This window comes from Flagellimonas ulvae, from assembly GCF_049333175.1.
GTDB lineage: Bacteria > Bacteroidota > Bacteroidia > Flavobacteriales > Flavobacteriaceae > Flagellimonas.
On record NZ_CP186325.1, the window covers coordinates 3152588 to 3170206 of the forward strand.

The 17619-nt window shown below is 38.7% G+C and carries 21 protein-coding genes; 6 read left to right on the forward strand and 15 right to left on the reverse strand.

Translation table 11 applies throughout. The features are described from left to right. The first annotated feature begins 74 nt into the window (after positions 1–74). The 4 genes from ACOKFD_RS14525 to ACOKFD_RS14540 all read left to right on the forward strand — a co-directional run bounded on the left by ACOKFD_RS14525 (position 75) and on the right by ACOKFD_RS14540 (position 4687). Positions 75–557: a GNAT family N-acetyltransferase gene (locus ACOKFD_RS14525; RefSeq protein WP_422858566.1), complete on the forward strand. Its 483-nt coding sequence runs from the start codon at positions 75–77 to the stop codon at positions 555–557. A gap of 9 nt (positions 558–566) precedes the next feature. Continuing rightward, positions 567–1817, forward strand: coding sequence for an aspartate kinase (locus tag ACOKFD_RS14530; protein WP_422858567.1), 1251 nt, complete (start codon positions 567–569; stop codon positions 1815–1817). A 73-nt stretch (positions 1818–1890) separates the two neighbouring features. After that, complete coding sequence (locus tag ACOKFD_RS14535; RefSeq protein ID WP_422858568.1) at positions 1891–3684, forward strand: GNAT family N-acyltransferase; 1794 nt, start codon at positions 1891–1893, stop codon at positions 3682–3684. 1 nt (position 3685) lies between these two features. Beyond that, positions 3686–4687, forward strand: a complete 1002-nt coding sequence (locus tag ACOKFD_RS14540; protein WP_422858569.1) for a carboxypeptidase-like regulatory domain-containing protein — start codon at positions 3686–3688, stop codon at positions 4685–4687. On the opposite strand, the gene ACOKFD_RS14545 is transcribed toward ACOKFD_RS14540, so the two are convergent. From ACOKFD_RS14545 to ACOKFD_RS14590, 10 genes are all read right to left on the reverse strand, one after another. Beyond that, on the reverse strand, positions 4684–5106 hold the full coding sequence (locus tag ACOKFD_RS14545) for an arsenate reductase ArsC (protein WP_422858570.1): 423 nt from the start codon (positions 5104–5106) through the stop codon (positions 4684–4686). The genes ACOKFD_RS14540 and ACOKFD_RS14545 overlap by 4 nt on opposite strands. 12 nt (positions 5107–5118) lie before the next feature. Continuing rightward, the gene (locus ACOKFD_RS14550; protein WP_422858571.1) at positions 5119–5610 is read right to left on the reverse strand and encodes a GNAT family N-acetyltransferase; all 492 of its coding nucleotides are present in this window, start codon (positions 5608–5610) and stop codon (positions 5119–5121) included. A gap of 12 nt (positions 5611–5622) precedes the next feature. Beyond that, positions 5623–6123 (reverse strand): DUF6428 family protein, encoded by a 501-nt coding sequence (locus ACOKFD_RS14555; protein ID WP_422858572.1) that lies wholly within the window; start codon positions 6121–6123, stop codon positions 5623–5625. Positions 6124–6126: 3 nt separating this feature from the next. Then, positions 6127–6450, reverse strand: coding sequence for an ArsR/SmtB family transcription factor (locus ACOKFD_RS14560; protein WP_422858573.1), 324 nt, complete (start codon positions 6448–6450; stop codon positions 6127–6129). 80 nt (positions 6451–6530) lie between these two features. Beyond that, on the reverse strand, positions 6531–6971 hold the full coding sequence (locus ACOKFD_RS14565; RefSeq protein ID WP_298995211.1) for a YtxH domain-containing protein: 441 nt from the start codon (positions 6969–6971) through the stop codon (positions 6531–6533). Between the two features lie 55 nt (positions 6972–7026). Next, on the reverse strand, positions 7027–7413 hold the full coding sequence (locus ACOKFD_RS14570) for a VOC family protein (protein ID WP_422858574.1): 387 nt from the start codon (positions 7411–7413) through the stop codon (positions 7027–7029). Next, complete coding sequence (locus ACOKFD_RS14575; RefSeq protein WP_422858575.1) at positions 7410–7865, reverse strand: DUF1801 domain-containing protein; 456 nt, start codon at positions 7863–7865, stop codon at positions 7410–7412. Before ACOKFD_RS14575 ends, ACOKFD_RS14570 begins: the two co-directional genes overlap by 4 nt. Before the next feature lie 7 nt (positions 7866–7872). Further along, the gene (locus ACOKFD_RS14580) at positions 7873–8379 is read right to left on the reverse strand and encodes a DUF4199 domain-containing protein (protein WP_422858576.1); all 507 of its coding nucleotides are present in this window, start codon (positions 8377–8379) and stop codon (positions 7873–7875) included. Positions 8380–8475: 96 nt separating this feature from the next. Beyond that, complete coding sequence (locus tag ACOKFD_RS14585) at positions 8476–8892, reverse strand: response regulator transcription factor (RefSeq protein WP_422858577.1); 417 nt, start codon at positions 8890–8892, stop codon at positions 8476–8478. A 9-nt stretch (positions 8893–8901) separates the two neighbouring features. Beyond that, a complete protein-coding gene (locus ACOKFD_RS14590) occupies positions 8902–9834 on the reverse strand; it encodes a 2-hydroxyacid dehydrogenase (protein WP_422858578.1) in 933 nt (310 codons plus the stop codon). Between the two features lie 223 nt (positions 9835–10057). On the opposite strand from ACOKFD_RS14590, the gene ACOKFD_RS14595 reads away from it, so the two are divergent. Beyond that, positions 10058–11602 (forward strand): hypothetical protein, encoded by a 1545-nt coding sequence (locus ACOKFD_RS14595; RefSeq protein ID WP_422858579.1) that lies wholly within the window; start codon positions 10058–10060, stop codon positions 11600–11602. 224 nt (positions 11603–11826) lie between these two features. Then, entirely contained in the window at positions 11827–12765 is a 939-nt protein-coding gene (locus ACOKFD_RS14600) for a hypothetical protein (RefSeq protein ID WP_422858580.1), read from the forward strand. Between the two features lie 66 nt (positions 12766–12831). Here the strand turns inward: ACOKFD_RS14600 and ACOKFD_RS14605 are convergent, their stop codons facing one another. The 5 genes from ACOKFD_RS14605 to ACOKFD_RS14625 form a co-directional block, all read right to left on the reverse strand. Next, entirely contained in the window at positions 12832–13197 is a 366-nt protein-coding gene (locus ACOKFD_RS14605; RefSeq protein WP_422858581.1) for a cupin domain-containing protein, read from the reverse strand. A 13-nt stretch (positions 13198–13210) separates the two neighbouring features. Beyond that, a complete protein-coding gene (gene mgtE, locus ACOKFD_RS14610; RefSeq protein ID WP_422858582.1) occupies positions 13211–14563 on the reverse strand; it encodes a magnesium transporter in 1353 nt (450 codons plus the stop codon). Next, positions 14550–15401, reverse strand: a complete 852-nt coding sequence (rsmA, locus tag ACOKFD_RS14615) for a 16S rRNA (adenine(1518)-N(6)/adenine(1519)-N(6))-dimethyltransferase RsmA (RefSeq protein WP_422858583.1) — start codon at positions 15399–15401, stop codon at positions 14550–14552. The genes mgtE and rsmA overlap by 14 nt, the downstream gene beginning before the upstream one ends. A gap of 66 nt (positions 15402–15467) precedes the next feature. Beyond that, positions 15468–15785, reverse strand: coding sequence for a DUF4286 family protein (locus ACOKFD_RS14620; protein WP_298995180.1), 318 nt, complete (start codon positions 15783–15785; stop codon positions 15468–15470). Between the two features lie 34 nt (positions 15786–15819). Next, positions 15820–17604 (reverse strand): tetratricopeptide repeat protein, encoded by a 1785-nt coding sequence (locus ACOKFD_RS14625; protein ID WP_422858584.1) that lies wholly within the window; start codon positions 17602–17604, stop codon positions 15820–15822. Positions 17605–17619: the final 15 nt, after the last annotated feature.

The window sequence follows — 17619 nt, forward strand, 5'->3', positions numbered from 1 at the left end:
TTTTGTGATACTACATCGTTTTCGGCAAACTTTAAATATAGATATTTATAACTTTGAGTTTTATTTGTAACAATATGGGTTTTTCAATTAGAGATGCTAGGGAAGAGGACATGGATCAAGTTTTGACTTTGGTGCAAGAACTTGCTGATTTTGAAAAGGAATCTGATGCGGTTGAGGTCAATTTGTCGGATTTAAAGGAGCACGGTTTTGGAAACAATCCTTTATTTCATTGTTTTGTGGCTGAAAGTAACAGCAGAATTGTGGGGATAGCTTTGGTTTTTCCCAGATATTCCACATGGAAAGGTCCGGTAATCCATTTGGAGGACTTAATTGTTACCCAAAGCATGAGAGGAAAAGGAGTGGGCTCAGCATTATTGAATGAAGTAGTGAAGTATGGAGAATCCAAGGGGGTAAAAAGAATTTCATGGGAAGTCTTGGACTGGAACGAACCAGCCATCACATTTTATGAAAGTAAGGGAGCCAAAGTGATGAGAGACTGGGACGTAGTGCAATTAGACCAAAAAGGGATTCAGAATTATTTGAATAATTTAAGTTGATTTTTAAGAATGCGAATATTTAAGTTTGGTGGAGCATCAGTAAAAGATGCAGATGGGGTCAGAAATGTGGTTAGAGTGCTCCAAGAAGTTGGGTTTGAGGACACTTTGGTGGTAATCTCGGCCATGGGTAAAACTACCAATGCCATGGAGTCTTTGGTGGCCGCTTATTTTGATGATAAAAGAAGGATATCCATAGTGCTTCAAGAGATTAAGGACTATCATTATGGAATAATTTCTGAACTATTTGAAGACGAAGATCATCCTGTACACGAAAAAATAAACATCCTTTTTGAGGAGGTAAAGGGGTTTTTAGCTTGGAACAAATCCCCAAAATATGCCTTTGTTTATGATCAAGTAGTAGGCTATGGGGAATTGATGTCCACTTCCATAGTAAGTGCGTATCTTAACCAAGAAGGTTTGACCAATACTTGGCATGATGTTCGGGAATTGATAAAAACCAATAATTCGTATCGGGATGCACAGGTAAATTGGGAAAGAACCGAAAGTGAAGTAAAATCCAGAGTGGATATGTCCAAATTGAACATAACGCAAGGATTTTTGGGAAGTGATGATAATAATTTCACAACTACATTGGGAAGGGAAGGTTCGGATTATACCGCGGCCATACTAGCCTATTGCTTAAACGCAAATTCTGTCACAATCTGGAAAGATGTTCCTGGGGTTTTGAATGCAGACCCTAGAAGTTTTGAAGAAACACAGCTTTTAGATGAAATCTCGTATCGGGAGGCTATAGAGTTGGCATTTTACGGAGCTTCCGTTATTCATCCCAAAACACTTCAACCTTTGCAACGAAAGGAGATTCCACTACATGTTAAATCCTTTGTGAATCCGTTGGGCAATGGTACCAAGGTAAGTACGGGGAAAGGGATTTCACCAGATATTCCTTGTTTTATCGTGAAGAAAAATCAGGTTTTATTGAAATTATCCACTTTAGACTTCTCCTTTATTGTGGAGGAAAGCATAAGTGAAATTTTCAAACTTTTCCATGACCATAAATTAAAAGTAGACTTGATCCAAAATTCCGCTATCAGCTTTTCTGTTTGCCTGGATAACAAATTTGGAGGACTTCAAACCATTTTGGAAGAGCTTGGGCAAAAGTTCAAAGTCATTTGCCACGAAGATGTTTCTTTATATACAATCCGTCATTTTAATGACAACGCTGTTAAGTCCCTTCAAAATGGGAAATCAGTACTGGTGGAACAGCGTGGTAAGGAAACTGTTCAGCTAGTGGTAAAATAAACCCAAACCTAACATTTGTTTGTTTCCCTATTTGGGCAATTCCCTATCTTTACTTTTACCTAATTGATAAAGTATGGGGTTGGTTTCTGCCAAAGAGGTAGCAAAAGTAATAGGGGTAAATCGATACGGTTTTATTGGTACGTTCATAGGTTGGTTATTGATGGTGGTTACCAAAATTACCACGATGAATAGCTTTTATACCAAGAATAAGAATCTTTCCGGAACGGAATTCTTGGAATCCATCCTTGACCATTATGAGATTGATTTTGAAATTCCTGAGGAGGATTTAAAAAGATTACCCAAAACGGGACCTTACATCACCATAAGCAATCACCCTTTGGGTGGAATTGACGGGGTGCTTTTGTTGAAGTTGATGCTTCAAGAACGGAAAGACTTTAAGATAATCGCCAATTTCTTATTACAACGTATAGCCCCTTTGAAGCCCTTTATAATGCCAGTAAACCCTTTTGAAAATCATAAGGATGCCAAAAGCAGTGTCATGGGGTTTAAAACCGCATTGACCCATTTAAGAGATGGTCACCCTTTAGGGATTTTCCCGGCCGGAGAAGTTTCCACGTATAGGGATGGTAAGTTAGTTGTGGACAGACCTTGGGAAGAAGCTGCTATTAAATTGATAAGAAAAGCAGAAGTCCCAGTAGTCCCTATATATTTTCATGCAAGAAATAGTCGTCTTTTTTATCGTTTATCCAAGATAAACGACGTATTCAGAACGGCAAAGTTACCTTCAGAATTAACCACGCAACGAAGAAGGCCCATCAAGGTACGCGTGGGTCAACCCATATCCGTGGCCTCGCAGAAAGAGGAGAAAACCTTGGAAGGTTTCACGGAATTACTACGCAAAAAAACCTATCTATTGGCCAATGCTTTTGAAAAAGAGCGACTTATTGATAAGGTTCCCACCACCTTGAAAATCCCAAAGACCCCTAAAAAAATTGCTACAGCCGTGCGTGTGGAAGTCCTAGAAGGAGAAATAGAAAAGCTGAGAGAAAAGGATTGTAGGTTGCTCCAGAGCAAAAATTATGAAGTGTATTTGGCGCAAGAAAAAGAAATGCCCTTTATCCTTAAAGAAATTGGTCGACAAAGGGAAATAACATTCCGTGAAGTAGGAGAGGGAACCAATAACCCCATCGATTTGGACCAGTTTGATTCATACTATCACCATTTGTTTCTTTGGGATGATGAAGAAAAAGCTATAGTGGGCGCTTATAGAATGGGATTGGGGAGTCATATTTTTAAAAACTACGGTATAGATGGATTCTATCTTCAAGACCTGTTTCGGTTTGAGCCAGAATTGTATGATATGATGAGCAAATCCATTGAAATGGGCCGAGCCTACATCGTAAAGGAATATCAGCAGAAACCCATGCCCTTGTTTTTACTTTGGAAAGGAATTGTACATACTACGTTACGATTTCCCGAGCACAAATATTTGATTGGGGGCGTGAGCATAAGTAACCAATTTTCCAATTTTTCAAAATCCTTGATGATTGAATTCATGAAATCCAATTATTGGGACCCATACGTAGCACAATACATTCGTCCAAAAAAAGAGTTCAAGGTGCAGTTGAAGGATGCGGATAAAGAATTCATATTTGATGAAACCCAGGCCGACCTTAATAAATTCGACAAGCTGATTAATGAAGTTGAACCCGGAAGTTTAAGACTACCGGTGCTCATCAAAAAATATATCAAACAGAATGCGAAAGTGGTTGCTTTCAATGTAGACCCACTCTTCAACAATTCTGTGGATGGTTTGATGTATATTAAGATAGCCGATTTGCCAGAAAGCACGGTAAAACCGGTTATGGAAGAATTTCAAGCAGAGTTGGAACGGAAAACCGTTTAGCATGGAAAAAAGGGGAGTGCTTTTTGCCTTTTGCTTTTCTTTAATTGCCTTTGAATTCATCTTAGCTCAGGATTACCTTACCGGACAGGTAGTTAACGCCTCTTCCCATGAACCGCTCACAGATGTTTCTGTTTTTTATGATGGTACCGCTCTAGGAACTACCACGGATAGTAATGGATATTTTAGAATTCTATTACCTAATGGACTTTCCGTTGCTTTGATAATAAGTTTTATTGGATTTGAGACAATGGAAATCTCTGAAGTGACTTCAAAAGACCTTGGTATTTTGCAGCTCAAGCCTAAAACGGTTATTCTAGATGAGGTTGTGGTGGACGAAGATATTTGGAGCTGGGAGAAAAAGGCTGCTATTTTTGAAAAGGAATTTTTGGGGACTTCAAGAGGTGCATCAAAATCTCAAATTCTCAACCTAAAGGATTTGATACTTAAGTTTTCTCTAAGTGAAAAAAAATTATATGCTTTTGCTGATAAGCCTATACTTATCGATAATCCATACCTAGGATACTCTGTCAGTTGCATTTTAGAGTATTTTGAAGTAAGCTTTGAAAATATTGAGCGGAGAAAGCCTGTAGTTGAATCAACCATGTTTTCCTGTAGAACACTCTTTAAGGAGTATAATGGCGAGTTTGAGAAAAAAAGGGAGAAAGCCTATAAAGGCTCTGTGCTTCATTTCATGCGTTCGTTATCAAGAAAAGAATTGGAGAAAGAAAAGTTCAATCTCTATCGAAGAAGGTTTCAGATTGACCCTTACAGCCAATTAAAAGTAAAGCCCTCACAAAATTATGTAGAGGTCATGGCATTGGGAAAGGATTTTTTAATCCGGTTTAATGATGGAAAAATCTCTTCTATGAAATGCAAAACCCCTATTTTCTTTATTGACCAATTCGGTAATGAAAGCCCTAACAAAAGCGTTTTTTTCGGTGGTGAAATGGGCTCACAACGCATGGCAGATTTCCTTCCCAGCGATTATTGGCCAAATGACTAATTGGTCAATTCCTCCTTTACAAATTCGTACATAAAATCTTTGATTTCCCCTCTGGTCTTTAAAAAAGCTTTATGGATTTCTTCCCCAGTTCCTTTGACTTTGGATGGGTCAGAAAAATTATGATGAATTCGCTGAGCATTTTTCGCTGGAATAAAGGGACAATTTTCTTTAGCATGGTCGCAGACCGTGATGATGTAGTCCCATTCTATACCTTCATATTCGTCTACATGATTTGAAGTATGGTTGGAAATGTCTATTCCATCCTCTTGCATAATGGATACTGCACCAGGGTTTAATCCATGGGTTTCTATTCCTGCACTATACACGTTTGCCAAGGAATCCTGAAAATAATTAAGATAGCCATGTGCCATTTGACTTCTACAGGAATTGCCTGTACAAAGAATCAATACGTTTTTCATTTTTTTTGATGATTAATCTATACCTACTTTGGAACTTCGTTTTTCAAATAGAAGATTGTCTTTCCATATTCCATGGATTTTGCCGACTCTTTCACGTTTGCCAATAAAACGGAACCCAACTTTTTCATGAAGGGTAATGCTGTGCTTGTTTTCAGGAAAAATTCCAGATTGAATTGTCCAAAATCCAGCTTCTTCACTTTCTGTGATCAACTGTTTTAGGAGAGCTTTGCCAATACCTTTCCCCCTGCTATTCTCGCTTATGTATACACTCACTTCTCCAACCCCGCCATAAACACATCTACTAGATACAGGTGACAGTGCTGCCCAACCCAAAACTCTGCCGTCCTCTTCTGCTACTATTCTACAGGAATCAACATGGGCTTCGTCCCAACTTTTATAAGGTGGAACTCGCTGCTCAAATGTGGCAAAACCAGTTTTTATCCCTTCAGAATAAATACGGGCCACTTGATTCCAATCAGAAGCGTGCATGCTACGAATCTTCATGATGTCGCAAATTTAACAACAACCACTGTCAGGTGCACATGAACCTACTGTTGTTTTTAGGTTATTTTCTTCTGCGGTATCAGGAACACCACAAGTTTCTTTTGCTTTGCAATCTGTCTTTTGGATGGAAAGGAAGAATTGAAGTGTATCCTCTGTAGTGGTATAGCCGGAAACATATAACTGTGCGGTATGAAACTGATCGTTGCTATATTCCAATTTAAGTTCAGCATCTCGTACCATGGGTTTAATACGGTCTACCTTATTCAAAATGCCCAACGCCTTTGAAGCGGACATAAATTCGGTTTTAACGGATTCTGCTGGACTTTCCCATAATTGAATAACAGTTTCTTTCCAAAAATCAGTTCCTGTTCCACAGTCCACAGAGTCAACGGTAATGTTCTTTACCTCTGTTATGTGATAATTGGCCTTTACGAGAGCGCTTGGTTTATATTCAAACAATAGACTTTTTTGTCTATTTTCTTGTAATACGGATAAAAATTCTTGAGTGTTCATAAATCAACAACAGTTAAGGTTAATATTAGAAAAGAAATTATTGAAAGCTTGCTGAAGCTCAAGCCATCTTTTTTGGTCAATGCAATAGCATAAATTTTTACCTTCAAAAGTGCCTTGAAGCAAACCAATTTTTTTGATCTCATTGAGATGTTGGGAAATTGTAGGTTGTGCCAATCCTATTTCATCCACTAAATCATTACAAATACAGCCTTCCTGTTTGCTTATGTATTCCAATATGGCAATACGTGCAGGATGCCCCAGAACTTTAGCAACTTGGGCCAATTCATTATGTTGGATAGAAAAAATATGGGTCTTTGAACTTCCCATTGTAAATAAAATTTAATATTGCAATATTACGATAATATAATGAAATAAAAAAGCCAGAGAGATTTTCTGGCTTTTGTGTCTTATAGAGATTTAAACCAATTTTGGAAATGTTCTCCAACCAAAAAGACTGGTTTTTGATTTCCATTAATTGAGCCAATCAGACTTATGACCCATAAAATAACAGGAAATATCCATGCTATCAAGTTAACTACGGGGATTAGTCCCAAAACAAATCCTAACAGGAAGATTCCCAATACTTGCCTAATGTAGAATGACCCTATCTCAGTTTTGTTGCTACTGTTCATAATAATGGCAATGATCCAGCCAATTAAGGTCAAATGTGCAATGATTGCCACAGTCTTACCACTATCGGGGTTTTTTGGGTCAAATGCCTCTTTGACATCTTCTTGGAAATCTTTAGCGGCTTCCTTGGCATCCTCAGCCGCGTCTTTCGCTGCGTCTTTGGCTTTGTCAAAAGCTTCTTCTGCTTTATCTCCTAAATCTTTGTTTTCATCAGACATGGTACTTTTTATTTTGTTGGTTGTACATGCCTAAAAATAAACAATATTTTGTTTGTTAAAGGAATGCTTTATCAACAGGTTCCCAAAGCTCGATTTTATTCCCCTCTGGGTCTAGAATCCATCCGAACTTTCCATAATCATATTCCTCAACCTTATCGATTACCGTGACCCCTTCGGATTTTAAAACTTTCAGTAGCTCTTTAAGGTTTTCTACCCTAAAGTTCATCATAAATTGTTTTTTGCTCGGATTGAAATATTCGGTGTCCTCTTTAAAAGGACTCCACTGAGTCATACAATCTTTACCTTCTTTATCCTTCCACCAAAAACTCCATCCGTAGTTGTCCATAGGTATGCCTAAATGGGTTTTGTACCAAGTTTTGATGTTATCAGGGTCTTTGGACTTAAAGAAAAAACCGCCTATTCCTGTTACTCTGTTTTTCATTTTTTGATGTTTTTTTCATATAAATTAATCCAATCTTCAGGTGTCATCCTTTGACATAACTCTGCAATAAGCCCATATGGAATGTTTTCCATGTTCTTGAACCGTATGCAACTCTTGCCCATATCTAATTTGGTCTTCACATATTTTGGATACTCGCCCACAAACCAATCCAATAGTTTTTTATCCGCATATATTCCTGAATGGTATAAGGCCACAAAATTCTTTTGCGAAGCGATATTGATAAAAGGTAGAGGTAGTTTTGGGTCGCAATGGTATCCATCGGGATAAAGCGAATGGGGCACTACATACCCAATCATTTTGTAGCTTATACATTCCTTAAACCCCTTTGGTAAATTTTCTTGAATGGTCTTTCTCAATTTAGATACAGCTTCCTTCCTTTCTGGCGGAAGTTGGGCAATATATTCGTCTGGAGTTTTGGCATCTATGGTCATGGTAGCATCATTTTCGTTGCAATATCAGTGCAGAAAGTAATGAAACAATAAATCCAATCACAAAAACGGTCAATGACATAAGAACAAATGTCATTAGAGGATTGGCAAATATCTCCAATTGAGCGTCCATTTCCGCTTTCTTTAGTTTAAACTCTTCAGCTGACATGGTTTCTTCCATGGTCTTCAATGTTTCTGAGTAGTACGTATCCATAAATTCAGGATTCAGGACTTCGGTATAGATGACATCCAAGACTCCAAATACTACAGCGGTGATAAGACTGATGAGCAGACCTATCACCAATGCGTTTTTAAAACTGACCTTTCCTTCATTTTCCCTGTCACGATAATGCTTTATTCCAAAAAAGACAAAACTTAGGGATAAAATCATGGAAAGATACCCAAGAGCTTCCTGGGTAGGTAAAGGCAAATCATCAAGTATAAACCAACTGATCAAAAAAAGACCGCAAATGGCAATTGCGCCATATGTACCGTATTTGATTACTGTTTTTTTCATAGAGTTCAGTTTTAAGTTTAGCTCAAAATTAAAGGGAGATGGAGTTTTGGGTCTCATACTAAAGTACCAAAAGCATGGTACTTTAGTACAAAAGAGCTATTCGGAAATGATTTTCAGTTCTTTTGCCTTCTGAATTGCTTGGGTTCTGCGCTTGGCATCCAGCTTTACCAATAAATTGGAGACATGGGTTTTGATGGTACTTTCGGAAAGATGTAGTTTTTCCCCAATCTCTTTATTGGATAATCCTTTTACCACTTGTTGCAATACTTCGTATTCTCTCTGGCTAATACCAAGGGTTTCCAATTTCTTAAAATCTATCTTAAACGGGTTTGCTCCCCTTTTTACAAGTCCCTTTTTATTTATATAAATACCAATAATAAAAAATAGAATGGCAATGGCAGAAAGTAGCAGCTCAATGTTGAGATTGCCCGAACGATATGAATACTCACTTAATTTGAATAGAACGAGCAGAGCTACGATGAGGGAAGAAAAAACAAATACGGTTTTTTTCACATCATAAATTTAGCAAAAGCGCTCTTTGATTTTGTCAACAATAGTTTGGGCCAATTTTTCCTTGCTTTCAAAGGTCCAGCCCGCAACATGAGGCGACAGCATGACGTTCTTAGCCTTTCTCAAATATTTAAAAGCCTTTGGTCTTTGCACGAACATGTTTTCAAATGACTTTTTCTCATATTCCAAAACATCCAATCCAGCACCTAATATCTTACCAGTTTTTAGGCCTTTAACCAAATCTTCTGTCACTATACATTTGCCTCGGGCAGTATTCAAAAACCAGAAAGGTTTGTGGAATCCTTCAATGAAATCTGTATTGATCATACCCAAAGTAGATTCGGTTTGGGGAACATGCAAACTAACCACATCAGATTTTTGCTGGAATTCCATAATCCCAACCTGTCGTGCGTTTTCATCACCAACTCCGCCAATAATGTCGTAGCAAATGATTTCAACGTCAAAACCCATTAATTTTTTGGCAAAAGCCTTTCCCATATTTCCGTAGCCCAATATACCTACAGTCTTACCATCCAATTCTACGCCTCTATTACCTTCTCTGTCCCATTTTCCCTTTCTAACTTCTCTATGCGCCTTGTTCAATTTGTTTAGCAATGACAGTAACATGCCAAGAGCATGCTCACCTACTGCATTTCGGTTTCCTTCAGGAGCTGAGGCAAGGAAGATGTCCTTTTGCTTTGCGTACTTTGTGTCAATGTTTTCCAGACCGGCGCCTACTCGACCAATGAACTTTAAGTTGGTCGCCCTGTCCAAAAACTGTTGGTCTAAAGTAAACCTACTACGAATTATCACACCATCATATTCATGTATCTTCTTTTCTATCTCTTCTTTAGAGGAGGTATAATCTTCATGGTTTTCAAAACCGAGTGCTGCCAACTGATCTATTAGAAGAGGATGGTTGGTATCCAGGTGGAGTACTTTCATAAAATAATCGTCTTGTCGCAATTTACAATTTCCGAATAAATATCAAAGTCAGAAGAGTTGAAAGTAGTTCTGTATAGATTCGGTCGAATTTTATCAAAGTACAAACCTATTTTTCTTAACCATTGGGCAATTTTGACAGAAAAAAAATGTTAATACCACCGGATTGAATTCTTCCATTGGGTAGAACAATCAAGAAATCAAAACTATATACCAAGATTAAATTATGAGCAAAAAAAGTATTGCCAGTATCGCATTTGCAGTTATTTCACTAGGTACGTTCGCGCAGAAAGTAAAAGTGAAGAAAGATGTCATTCTAATTGACAAGCAGGAAACCCCTTTACGGGTTACTGAAAATAAGGTTGATAATAACACAATTTACACTTTTACAGATAGTGCAACGGGAGAAACTTTTGTAACCGTAGATTATTTTTTAGATGAAGTAAATGAAAGTAACAAATATGAGTGGCTTGTACTTTCAAAAGAAGGTGCCGCTTTTGAAAATGAAGTTGACATGGAGTATGTTTCCTTCACTTTGAATTACAGAAAAGCCATTGCAGAATTTTTAATGAAGAGAATGAATTTTTTTGATGCATCCGGAAAAGTAAATCAAGATGCAATTGGAAATTACTTTAGTCAAAAAAGGGAGAGGGAGAGCAAAGAAGAATATGATCAAATAGTGGCTCAAGAAAGAGAAGCAGGAGCTAAATTTGCGCAAACCGCCAGTTTGGGAATTGCAGTTGATCCCGATTACAAAAGAATTTTTAGAGGTGGGATTCCCTATACGTCCTCATCGGTGGATGACAGAAAGCGTAATGCAGAGGTTATTGAGAATATGATAGGGAGTTATAGATTTTCAGACCCAACCTCGTTAGTGGTACGAGATTTGGACAATATAAGGATAGGGACAATAACCCAAGATGCTTTTGGGGTTGTGAACATAGTTTCCCAATTGCTAACAAATCCTATAACCTATAAAACAAGAAATCGTTTCAGCGCAACGGACAAATACGCAACCAAAGATTTTCTTGTGGAAGCCGTACGTTGGTTGCACACACGCGGTATAGAATTAGGCCATAGCGCCAAGGAGTCTGTAGCTCAAGCTAACGCTGAGATAAGGGCAGAAGCACAAAAAGAATATGAAGTAGCTAAGGCAAATTCGTCCAATATCTACGATAAGAAGGGATATGCCTTGGACGAAAAAGGAGTTCGGTACGAGGGAGAAATAACGATACTTTTTGATGATATACCTAATCCAAACAGTCCAGAATCTGCAGGTACCGTGGTAAACTTGAATGGAGACGAATTTGGGAATAAGGTCAAAGTATCATACATCAATGAAAAAGACAAGAAACGCATAAAGACCCTTTCCGCCAAAAGTGGGGTTAGATTTTGTGTGTTTGAAGAAAGCGGTGAAGAAACTTGGTTTGAGGCTATAAAGGTAAAGAGCAATGGGCTTCTCGCTACCAGTGATGATGCTATATCAATTGGAGGTTCTGGAGGACTTTTTATGAAAGAAGTTTATAAAGAAGGCAAGGCTTCTGTGTACCAGTCTCCTAAAGGTGGACAGTATTATCTTAAGACTAAGGGTCAAGAAAAGGCATTCAGCTTTGCGTTTGGAGCTTTGATCAAAGAAGAGAAGAAAGCTTCAAAATTGAAGGATTACATGGGGGGATGTGAGTATAACTCTGGCAGTTATGACGAATCTAGTTTTCAAGATTTGGAGGAGATTAAAATACTGATTGATTTCTACAACAGCTCCTGTAAATAAAATTAAACTAAAACATAAATAGACCTACAATAGTCTTTATATTTCATAATAAGTCGGGTTCAACTCAAAGTTAATCCTTCAGAAGGTATTTAGATCTGTTCTGTACCGTACACCTTCCATTTTCTTTGTATAAATGGGAGGTGTACTTTGTTCCGCTGTATACATTGGGGCGATTGGCCATTGTTTTTCTTCTAAACTCGCTGTAAACTTTAAAGAAAAACCTCATGAAAACAATCAAACTCAATGCATTAAAAGGAAGTATGGTTTTTTCCGTATTCCTACTTTTCATGTCATCATGTACGGATGACTTTATTGGAAAAATTTCAGAAAAAGCAACAGTGGAAACCATTGTCCCCAACTTTCCCGGTAATGACGGAGTGTCCATTGACCGGCAAGGAAATGTTCTGACCAGTAATTTTGGTAATTTCTCAGGAACAGAAGTTTTTCGTACCATGCCGAGAACTGGAGAATTCGAGGTTGCCGTGGATAGTGTTTTGGCCCCAACAGGAAATGCAGTGGACCGACATGGAAACATCTATGTTGTGAACAATATCCGTTTCACTGCCCAAAATGATGGTACCACCGAGGCAGATGTACTCAAGGTTTCACCAGATGGCACTCGAACCGTACTTGCTACTTTGCCAGGATTCCCTTCAGGACTTACTTTGGATAGTAAAGGCAATGCTTACGTTTCAAATTTCAGTTTCCCCGGGGTTCATAAAGTAACTCCTCAAGGTGAAGCAACTGTGTTTGCAGAAGATGCACGTCTTGGTGGTTCAGTGGGAATAGATTTTGACATTAAGGGTAATCTCTACGTTGGTAACTTTGTTACAGGAGAGATATTAAAAATTAAAAGGAACGGTACCATAGAACTTCTGGCTACCCTGCCGACGGTAGTGAATGATTTTGTTATTGGATATCTAACCTATTTTGCTGGGTCGCTTTTCGTTACCGCTATCGGAGAAAATGTGATTTACCGAGTTACCTTGTCTGGCGATATGTCCATATTTGCCGGGAATGGGCAATCGGGAACAATTGACGGAGCATTGGAGGAAGCTTCTTTTGCCTCTCCAAATGGTATTGCTGCAGATCCGCTACGAAAAGTGCTCTATATCTCAGAGTTCGCTTCTGGAGGTGGGCTAAGGGCAATAAAATTCAAATAGGGATTACCAGTCACTATTTTAAACTGATGGTGCTTAGGTACCATCAGTTTTTTGTTTTGCAAATATCTAAATCTTAGGATACTCCGTCTGGGTCATTTCATGTTTCACATTGCCCGTATGCGCCGTGTTTTGTTTTTCAAAAAGCAATAAATGAACTTCCTCACCATCTTTTGTTGCAGGACAATGCTCCACCCCTTTGGGTACAACAATAATTTCGCCTTCCCTTACTACTTCCGTTCTATCCCGAAACTTCATGTACAAGGTCCCTTTTAGGACTTGAAAAAGTTCGTCTTCATCATCATGGGAATGCCAAACAAATTCGCCCTGTACTTTGGCCAAGATTACTTGCATGTCATCCACTGTGGCAATTTGGTGGGGATGCCATTGTTTTGAAAAGGCAGCATGTTTTTCCTTTAGATTGATAGGTTTCATATGAATAGCTAATTTAGATTCCTAAAATAATTTTTGCAATCCAGAAATAGATTAGAATTCCGAAAATATCATTACTTGTTGTAATAAAAGGTCCAGTCGCTATAGCAGGATCAATTCCACGTTGGTTTAAAAAGAGTGGTATAAAAGTGCCGATTATTCCTGCTACTACAATCACAACAACCAAAGAAATCGAAATAGCCAATGCTGTTGATAAATCTCCTTTCCAAACCCAAGTGAAAAATAACAGTAAAATGGCAAGAATCAATCCATTTAAAAGGGCCAAAAGCATTTCTTTCCACAGGCGATTTCCAACACTTCCCTTAAGATCATCATTAGCCAAACCTTGTACTATGATTGCGCTGGACTGCACGCCCACATTACCGGCCATGGCCGCAATAAGTGGAGTAAAGAAAAAGAGTATGGCATGTTGGGCTATCATCTCTTCAAAACCTCCCATTATGGCCGCTGCGCCCAATCCACCGAACAAGCCTAAAATCAACCAAGGGAGGCGGGCTCGGGTCAGTTCCCAAATGCTATCATCCGCCTCAACATCTTGCGAAATACCAGCAGCCATTTGATAATCCTTATCCGCTTCTTCACGGATTACATCTACAATGTCATCAATGGTAATACGACCTACCAAGCGACCAATTTCGTCCACTACGGGGATAGCTTCCAAATCGTACTTGGACATGATTTTGGCTACTTCTTCACCCTTTTCGTTTACCGTTACCGAATCTACCTTCGGAATATAAACGTCTTTAATATGTGTTTTGGTAGATGTGGTTAAAAGGTCTTTTAAAGAGAGTCTGCCTTTGAGTTTGCCTTCGTCATCCACGACATAAATAGAATGAACACGGGTTACATTTTCAGCTTGGGCCCGCATTTCTTTCACGCAGGTGAGCACATTCCAGTTTTCATTGACTTGAACCAGCTCTTTTGCCATCAGGCCCCCTGCGGTGTCTTCATCGTAACGCAAAAGGTCAACGATATCCTTTGCGTGCTCCTTGTCCTCAATTTCGGAGATGACTTCCTGAATGATATCCTTAGGCAACTCACTGACAATATCTGCGGCATCATCAGTGTCCAATTCCTCCAATTCTCCTGCAATCTCTTTTACGGAGAGATTGTTAAGAACCGCTTCCCGAACATCTTCATCCATCTCTGCAAGGATATCCGAGGTTTTTTCGCTGTCCAAAAGTTTGATAAGGTAGGTGGCCTCGTCCACTTCAAGCTCATCGGCAATTTCAGCGATATCCGCATAGTGAAATTCCTTCATCATAGCTCGCAAATCCACATTTTTTTGGTCTGCGATAAGTTGTTGGATTTCAGCTAGAAGCTCGTCTGTGAGTTTAAACGGAGTCATTGGCTATCTGTTGGGTCAGTGAAACAAAATCAGCTACATCTAGCTGCTCAGGACGCTGACCAAAGATAGTATCTTCTTTTAGATTATCAGAGAGATTAAAGGTTTTAAGGCTGTTGCGCAAGGTCTTTCTCCTTTGGTTAAAAGCGGCTTTGACCACTTTGAAGAAAAGATGCTCGTCGCAAGGTAACTTAAATTCATCTTTGCGGGTAAGCCGTAAAACTCCGGATTGAACTTTTGGAGGGGGGTCAAATACTTGTGGATGCACTGTAAAAAGATATTCCGCATGATAAAAGGCCTGTACAAGTACAGATAAAATCCCATAAGTCTTACTTCCTGATTTTTCACATATGCGTTGGGCAACCTCCTTTTGGAACATTCCAGAAAATTCAGGTATTTGGTTGCGCATTTCCAACACTTTGAAAACAATTTGGCTCGAAATATTATAAGGAAAATTGCCGGTTACGGCGAATTGCTCGTTGCCATAGAGTTGTTTCAAGTCGAATTTTAGAAAATCGGCCTCAATTACATTAAGCCTGCTATTCTTTTCCAAGACTTTGGGATGTTCCAGCGGAAAACTATGGTTGAGATACACTATGGATTCAGCATCCAAATCCATGGCCACTAAATCCAAGTCTCTCAAAAGAAGGTATTTTGTCAATACACCCATGCCAGGGCCAATCTCTACAACGTTGGTATATCCATTTAGGGATAGCGTGTCAGCAATTTGCTGGGCAATCACCTCGTCTTTCAAAAAATGTTGACCCAGATGTTTCTTTGCCTTGACTAGGTTTTGGTCATGTCCAGTTTTGATAGGTTTTTTTTTCTTCTTTTTGGACACGGTGCTTTTTTTGTGAGTTACTTGGAATTTTTGATAATGGGTTCCCGTCAGTTTTGAACCAGTACTCTACGGAATCTGCTGACTTACTACCTCAAGTTCGGTTCTAAAAGCTACGAACTTATCCGCAAAAAGCTTTAATCCATCTTTACGCAGTCTTTCGGCATCTTCTTTATAATATGCTTCAAGAGTTGACCGATCCTTGGTTGTGTATTGTATTGAATACGAAGTTCCACCCATTTCCTCCTCTACCAAAATTCGGGTCATCTTGGCATGGGAGAACTTACCTGTGGCTAACATATCTGGAATATGCTTATCCCTCATCCAATTAAGCCAATGATCGTGGACGGAGTTATCTATATTGATAGTGACATTATAAATGAGCATGGAAGGAATCTTTACGTTCTAAAAGTAGGGAGAATTAGTTAATGATATCCCCTCTTAACCTTCTAAAATGTTTTCTTGCTTTGGGAAAGTAATAACTGTCTTGATAGTTATAAATAATCTTTTCGTAATGGATTTTGGCATTTTCAGGTTCGTTCAGCTGATTTCGATATAGCTCACCCAAAGCAAAGTGCGCATCGTCTGCTAAAATACCATCAGCATAGAACTCCGTAATTTTTTTGTAATTGAATTCGGCATCTTTGTTTTTGCTGATGCTTTGAAGCAATTCACCTTGTTTTAGCAATGTCTCATCCTCAATTTTTTCGCCTTTATGATTTTGAAGAATATCTTCCAAAGCCTCAATGGCTTCGTTGGTTTTGTTCTGATAGGCAAGCAAATCGGCTCTTGCATATTTTTTGAGTGCGGTTTGGGTTGAATCTTCCAGCGAATTATCAGAGATAAGCAGACTTAGTTGCATGGCATCATTGGCAATAAGCTGTGAAGTAGAACCTCGTAAAACTTTAAGTTGGGTCAATGCCCAATCAAAATCGCCTTTGTAGAAGCTTGTCTGTGCCACTTTATAACGTGCATCCTGCCCCAAAACATCATTCTTGAGACTTTTTTGAATCTGGGTGAAATAGATGAGGGCTTGATTAAACTTCCGGTCATAAACCAAAATATCTCCCAACTCCATTTTAATATACGCTTTAGGCATTCGCCCCATAGGAAGCTCAAGACTTTCCTTCAACATGGTTATGGCGGGTTTTGGAGTGTTCTTCTTAAAGGTCAAAAAATTGGCATAGGCAATCTGTAGTTGTTGGGTCTGACTTTGATTGCCGTATTCGGAAATCAAATCTTGGTATTTTTTTTCTGCTGATGCCAAAGTTTTTGAGTTGTTTTCCATTAACTCAATGTCAATAAGATTTAAATGCGCATTAAGCTTTGTGACCGGATCATTTGCATTTTGAATAATGAATTCAAAAACATCCACAGCGCTGGTAGTATCCTTATCTTCCAAAGCAATATTACCCAGGCTTTCCAGTCGGTCCATTGTAGATATCTCGGAACGCTTGAAAATAGCTTTTTCTTGGTTAAATGCACTTTTGTATTGTTTCTGTTGGATAAACAGCCAGCTTAAGAGTTCGTTCCAAAGTACATCTGGATTCTTTTGGGCATTTCGTAGTAATACCTTTCTGAGTGTAACATTATTTGGCTGGGTAGCATCTTCAGAAATAAACTCGTCAATGTTTCGTAGGACGTTTGACCTTGATGTTCTTCCGTCAACTATGAGATTTAGATAAGCCTGATACATTTTTTCAATATCACCCTGTTCACCATATATTCGGGCCAATTGAAAATCATAGTTCAAATCTGGCTTCAAATCCATAGCTCTGGAATACGCTTTAATCGCTTGGTCCAAAAGAGCATATTTTTGGAAACGATACCCTACGCTATATCCAAAATTTGGATTTTCATCAATCTTCAACAGGGCCTTTTCATAATATTCATTTGCCTTCTCGGGTTGATTCTGTAGTGCATAGTTATAACCCAGTTCAATAAAAAAAGTGGGAAAAGCGTATGAGTCCTCAACTTTTTTTAGAAGAAAACTCTCGGCATCTCCATAGCGTTCCAATTGTTGGTAGCAAGCTACCAGACCTTCGCCATAGTCGGTTCTTCGTGGATTTTTTTTAGTCAGTTTTTCGAAAAAAACAACTGCCTTTTCGTATTCTCCATCATTAAAATATTGCTTGGCCAAAAAGTCTTCTTGACCATAAGAGTGGAAAAAAAGTAGGAATATAGTTATGAGACCTATCCATCGCATCGTTTAAATATAACG

Bases quoted from the DNA above. Each gene is read 5' to 3' on its own strand.
- ACOKFD_RS14525 (WP_422858566.1), top strand. From the start codon at position 75: ATGGGTTTTTCAATTAGAGATGCTAGGGAAGAGGACATGGATCAAGTT.
- ACOKFD_RS14530 (WP_422858567.1), top strand. From the start codon at position 567: ATGCGAATATTTAAGTTTGGTGGAGCATCAGTAAAAGATGCAGATGGG.
- ACOKFD_RS14535 (WP_422858568.1), top strand. From the start codon at position 1,891: ATGGGGTTGGTTTCTGCCAAAGAGGTAGCAAAAGTAATAGGGGTAAAT.
- ACOKFD_RS14540 (WP_422858569.1), top strand. From the start codon at position 3,686: ATGGAAAAAAGGGGAGTGCTTTTTGCCTTTTGCTTTTCTTTAATTGCC.
- ACOKFD_RS14545 (WP_422858570.1), bottom strand. From the start codon at position 5,106: ATGAAAAACGTATTGATTCTTTGTACAGGCAATTCCTGTAGAAGTCAA.
- ACOKFD_RS14550 (WP_422858571.1), bottom strand. From the start codon at position 5,610: ATGAAGATTCGTAGCATGCACGCTTCTGATTGGAATCAAGTGGCCCGT.
- ACOKFD_RS14555 (WP_422858572.1), bottom strand. From the start codon at position 6,123: ATGAACACTCAAGAATTTTTATCCGTATTACAAGAAAATAGACAAAAA.
- ACOKFD_RS14560 (WP_422858573.1), bottom strand. From the start codon at position 6,450: ATGGGAAGTTCAAAGACCCATATTTTTTCTATCCAACATAATGAATTG.
- ACOKFD_RS14565 (WP_298995211.1), bottom strand. From the start codon at position 6,971: ATGTCTGATGAAAACAAAGATTTAGGAGATAAAGCAGAAGAAGCTTTT.
- ACOKFD_RS14570 (WP_422858574.1), bottom strand. From the start codon at position 7,413: ATGAAAAACAGAGTAACAGGAATAGGCGGTTTTTTCTTTAAGTCCAAA.
- ACOKFD_RS14575 (WP_422858575.1), bottom strand. From the start codon at position 7,865: ATGACCATAGATGCCAAAACTCCAGACGAATATATTGCCCAACTTCCG.
- ACOKFD_RS14580 (WP_422858576.1), bottom strand. From the start codon at position 8,379: ATGAAAAAAACAGTAATCAAATACGGTACATATGGCGCAATTGCCATT.
- ACOKFD_RS14590 (WP_422858578.1), bottom strand. From the start codon at position 9,834: ATGAAAGTACTCCACCTGGATACCAACCATCCTCTTCTAATAGATCAG.
- ACOKFD_RS14595 (WP_422858579.1), top strand. From the start codon at position 10,058: ATGAGCAAAAAAAGTATTGCCAGTATCGCATTTGCAGTTATTTCACTA.
- ACOKFD_RS14600 (WP_422858580.1), top strand. From the start codon at position 11,827: ATGAAAACAATCAAACTCAATGCATTAAAAGGAAGTATGGTTTTTTCC.
- ACOKFD_RS14605 (WP_422858581.1), bottom strand. From the start codon at position 13,197: ATGAAACCTATCAATCTAAAGGAAAAACATGCTGCCTTTTCAAAACAA.
- mgtE (WP_422858582.1), bottom strand. From the start codon at position 14,563: ATGACTCCGTTTAAACTCACAGACGAGCTTCTAGCTGAAATCCAACAA.
- ACOKFD_RS14620 (WP_298995180.1), bottom strand. From the start codon at position 15,785: ATGCTCATTTATAATGTCACTATCAATATAGATAACTCCGTCCACGAT.
- ACOKFD_RS14625 (WP_422858584.1), bottom strand. From the start codon at position 17,604: ATGCGATGGATAGGTCTCATAACTATATTCCTACTTTTTTTCCACTCT.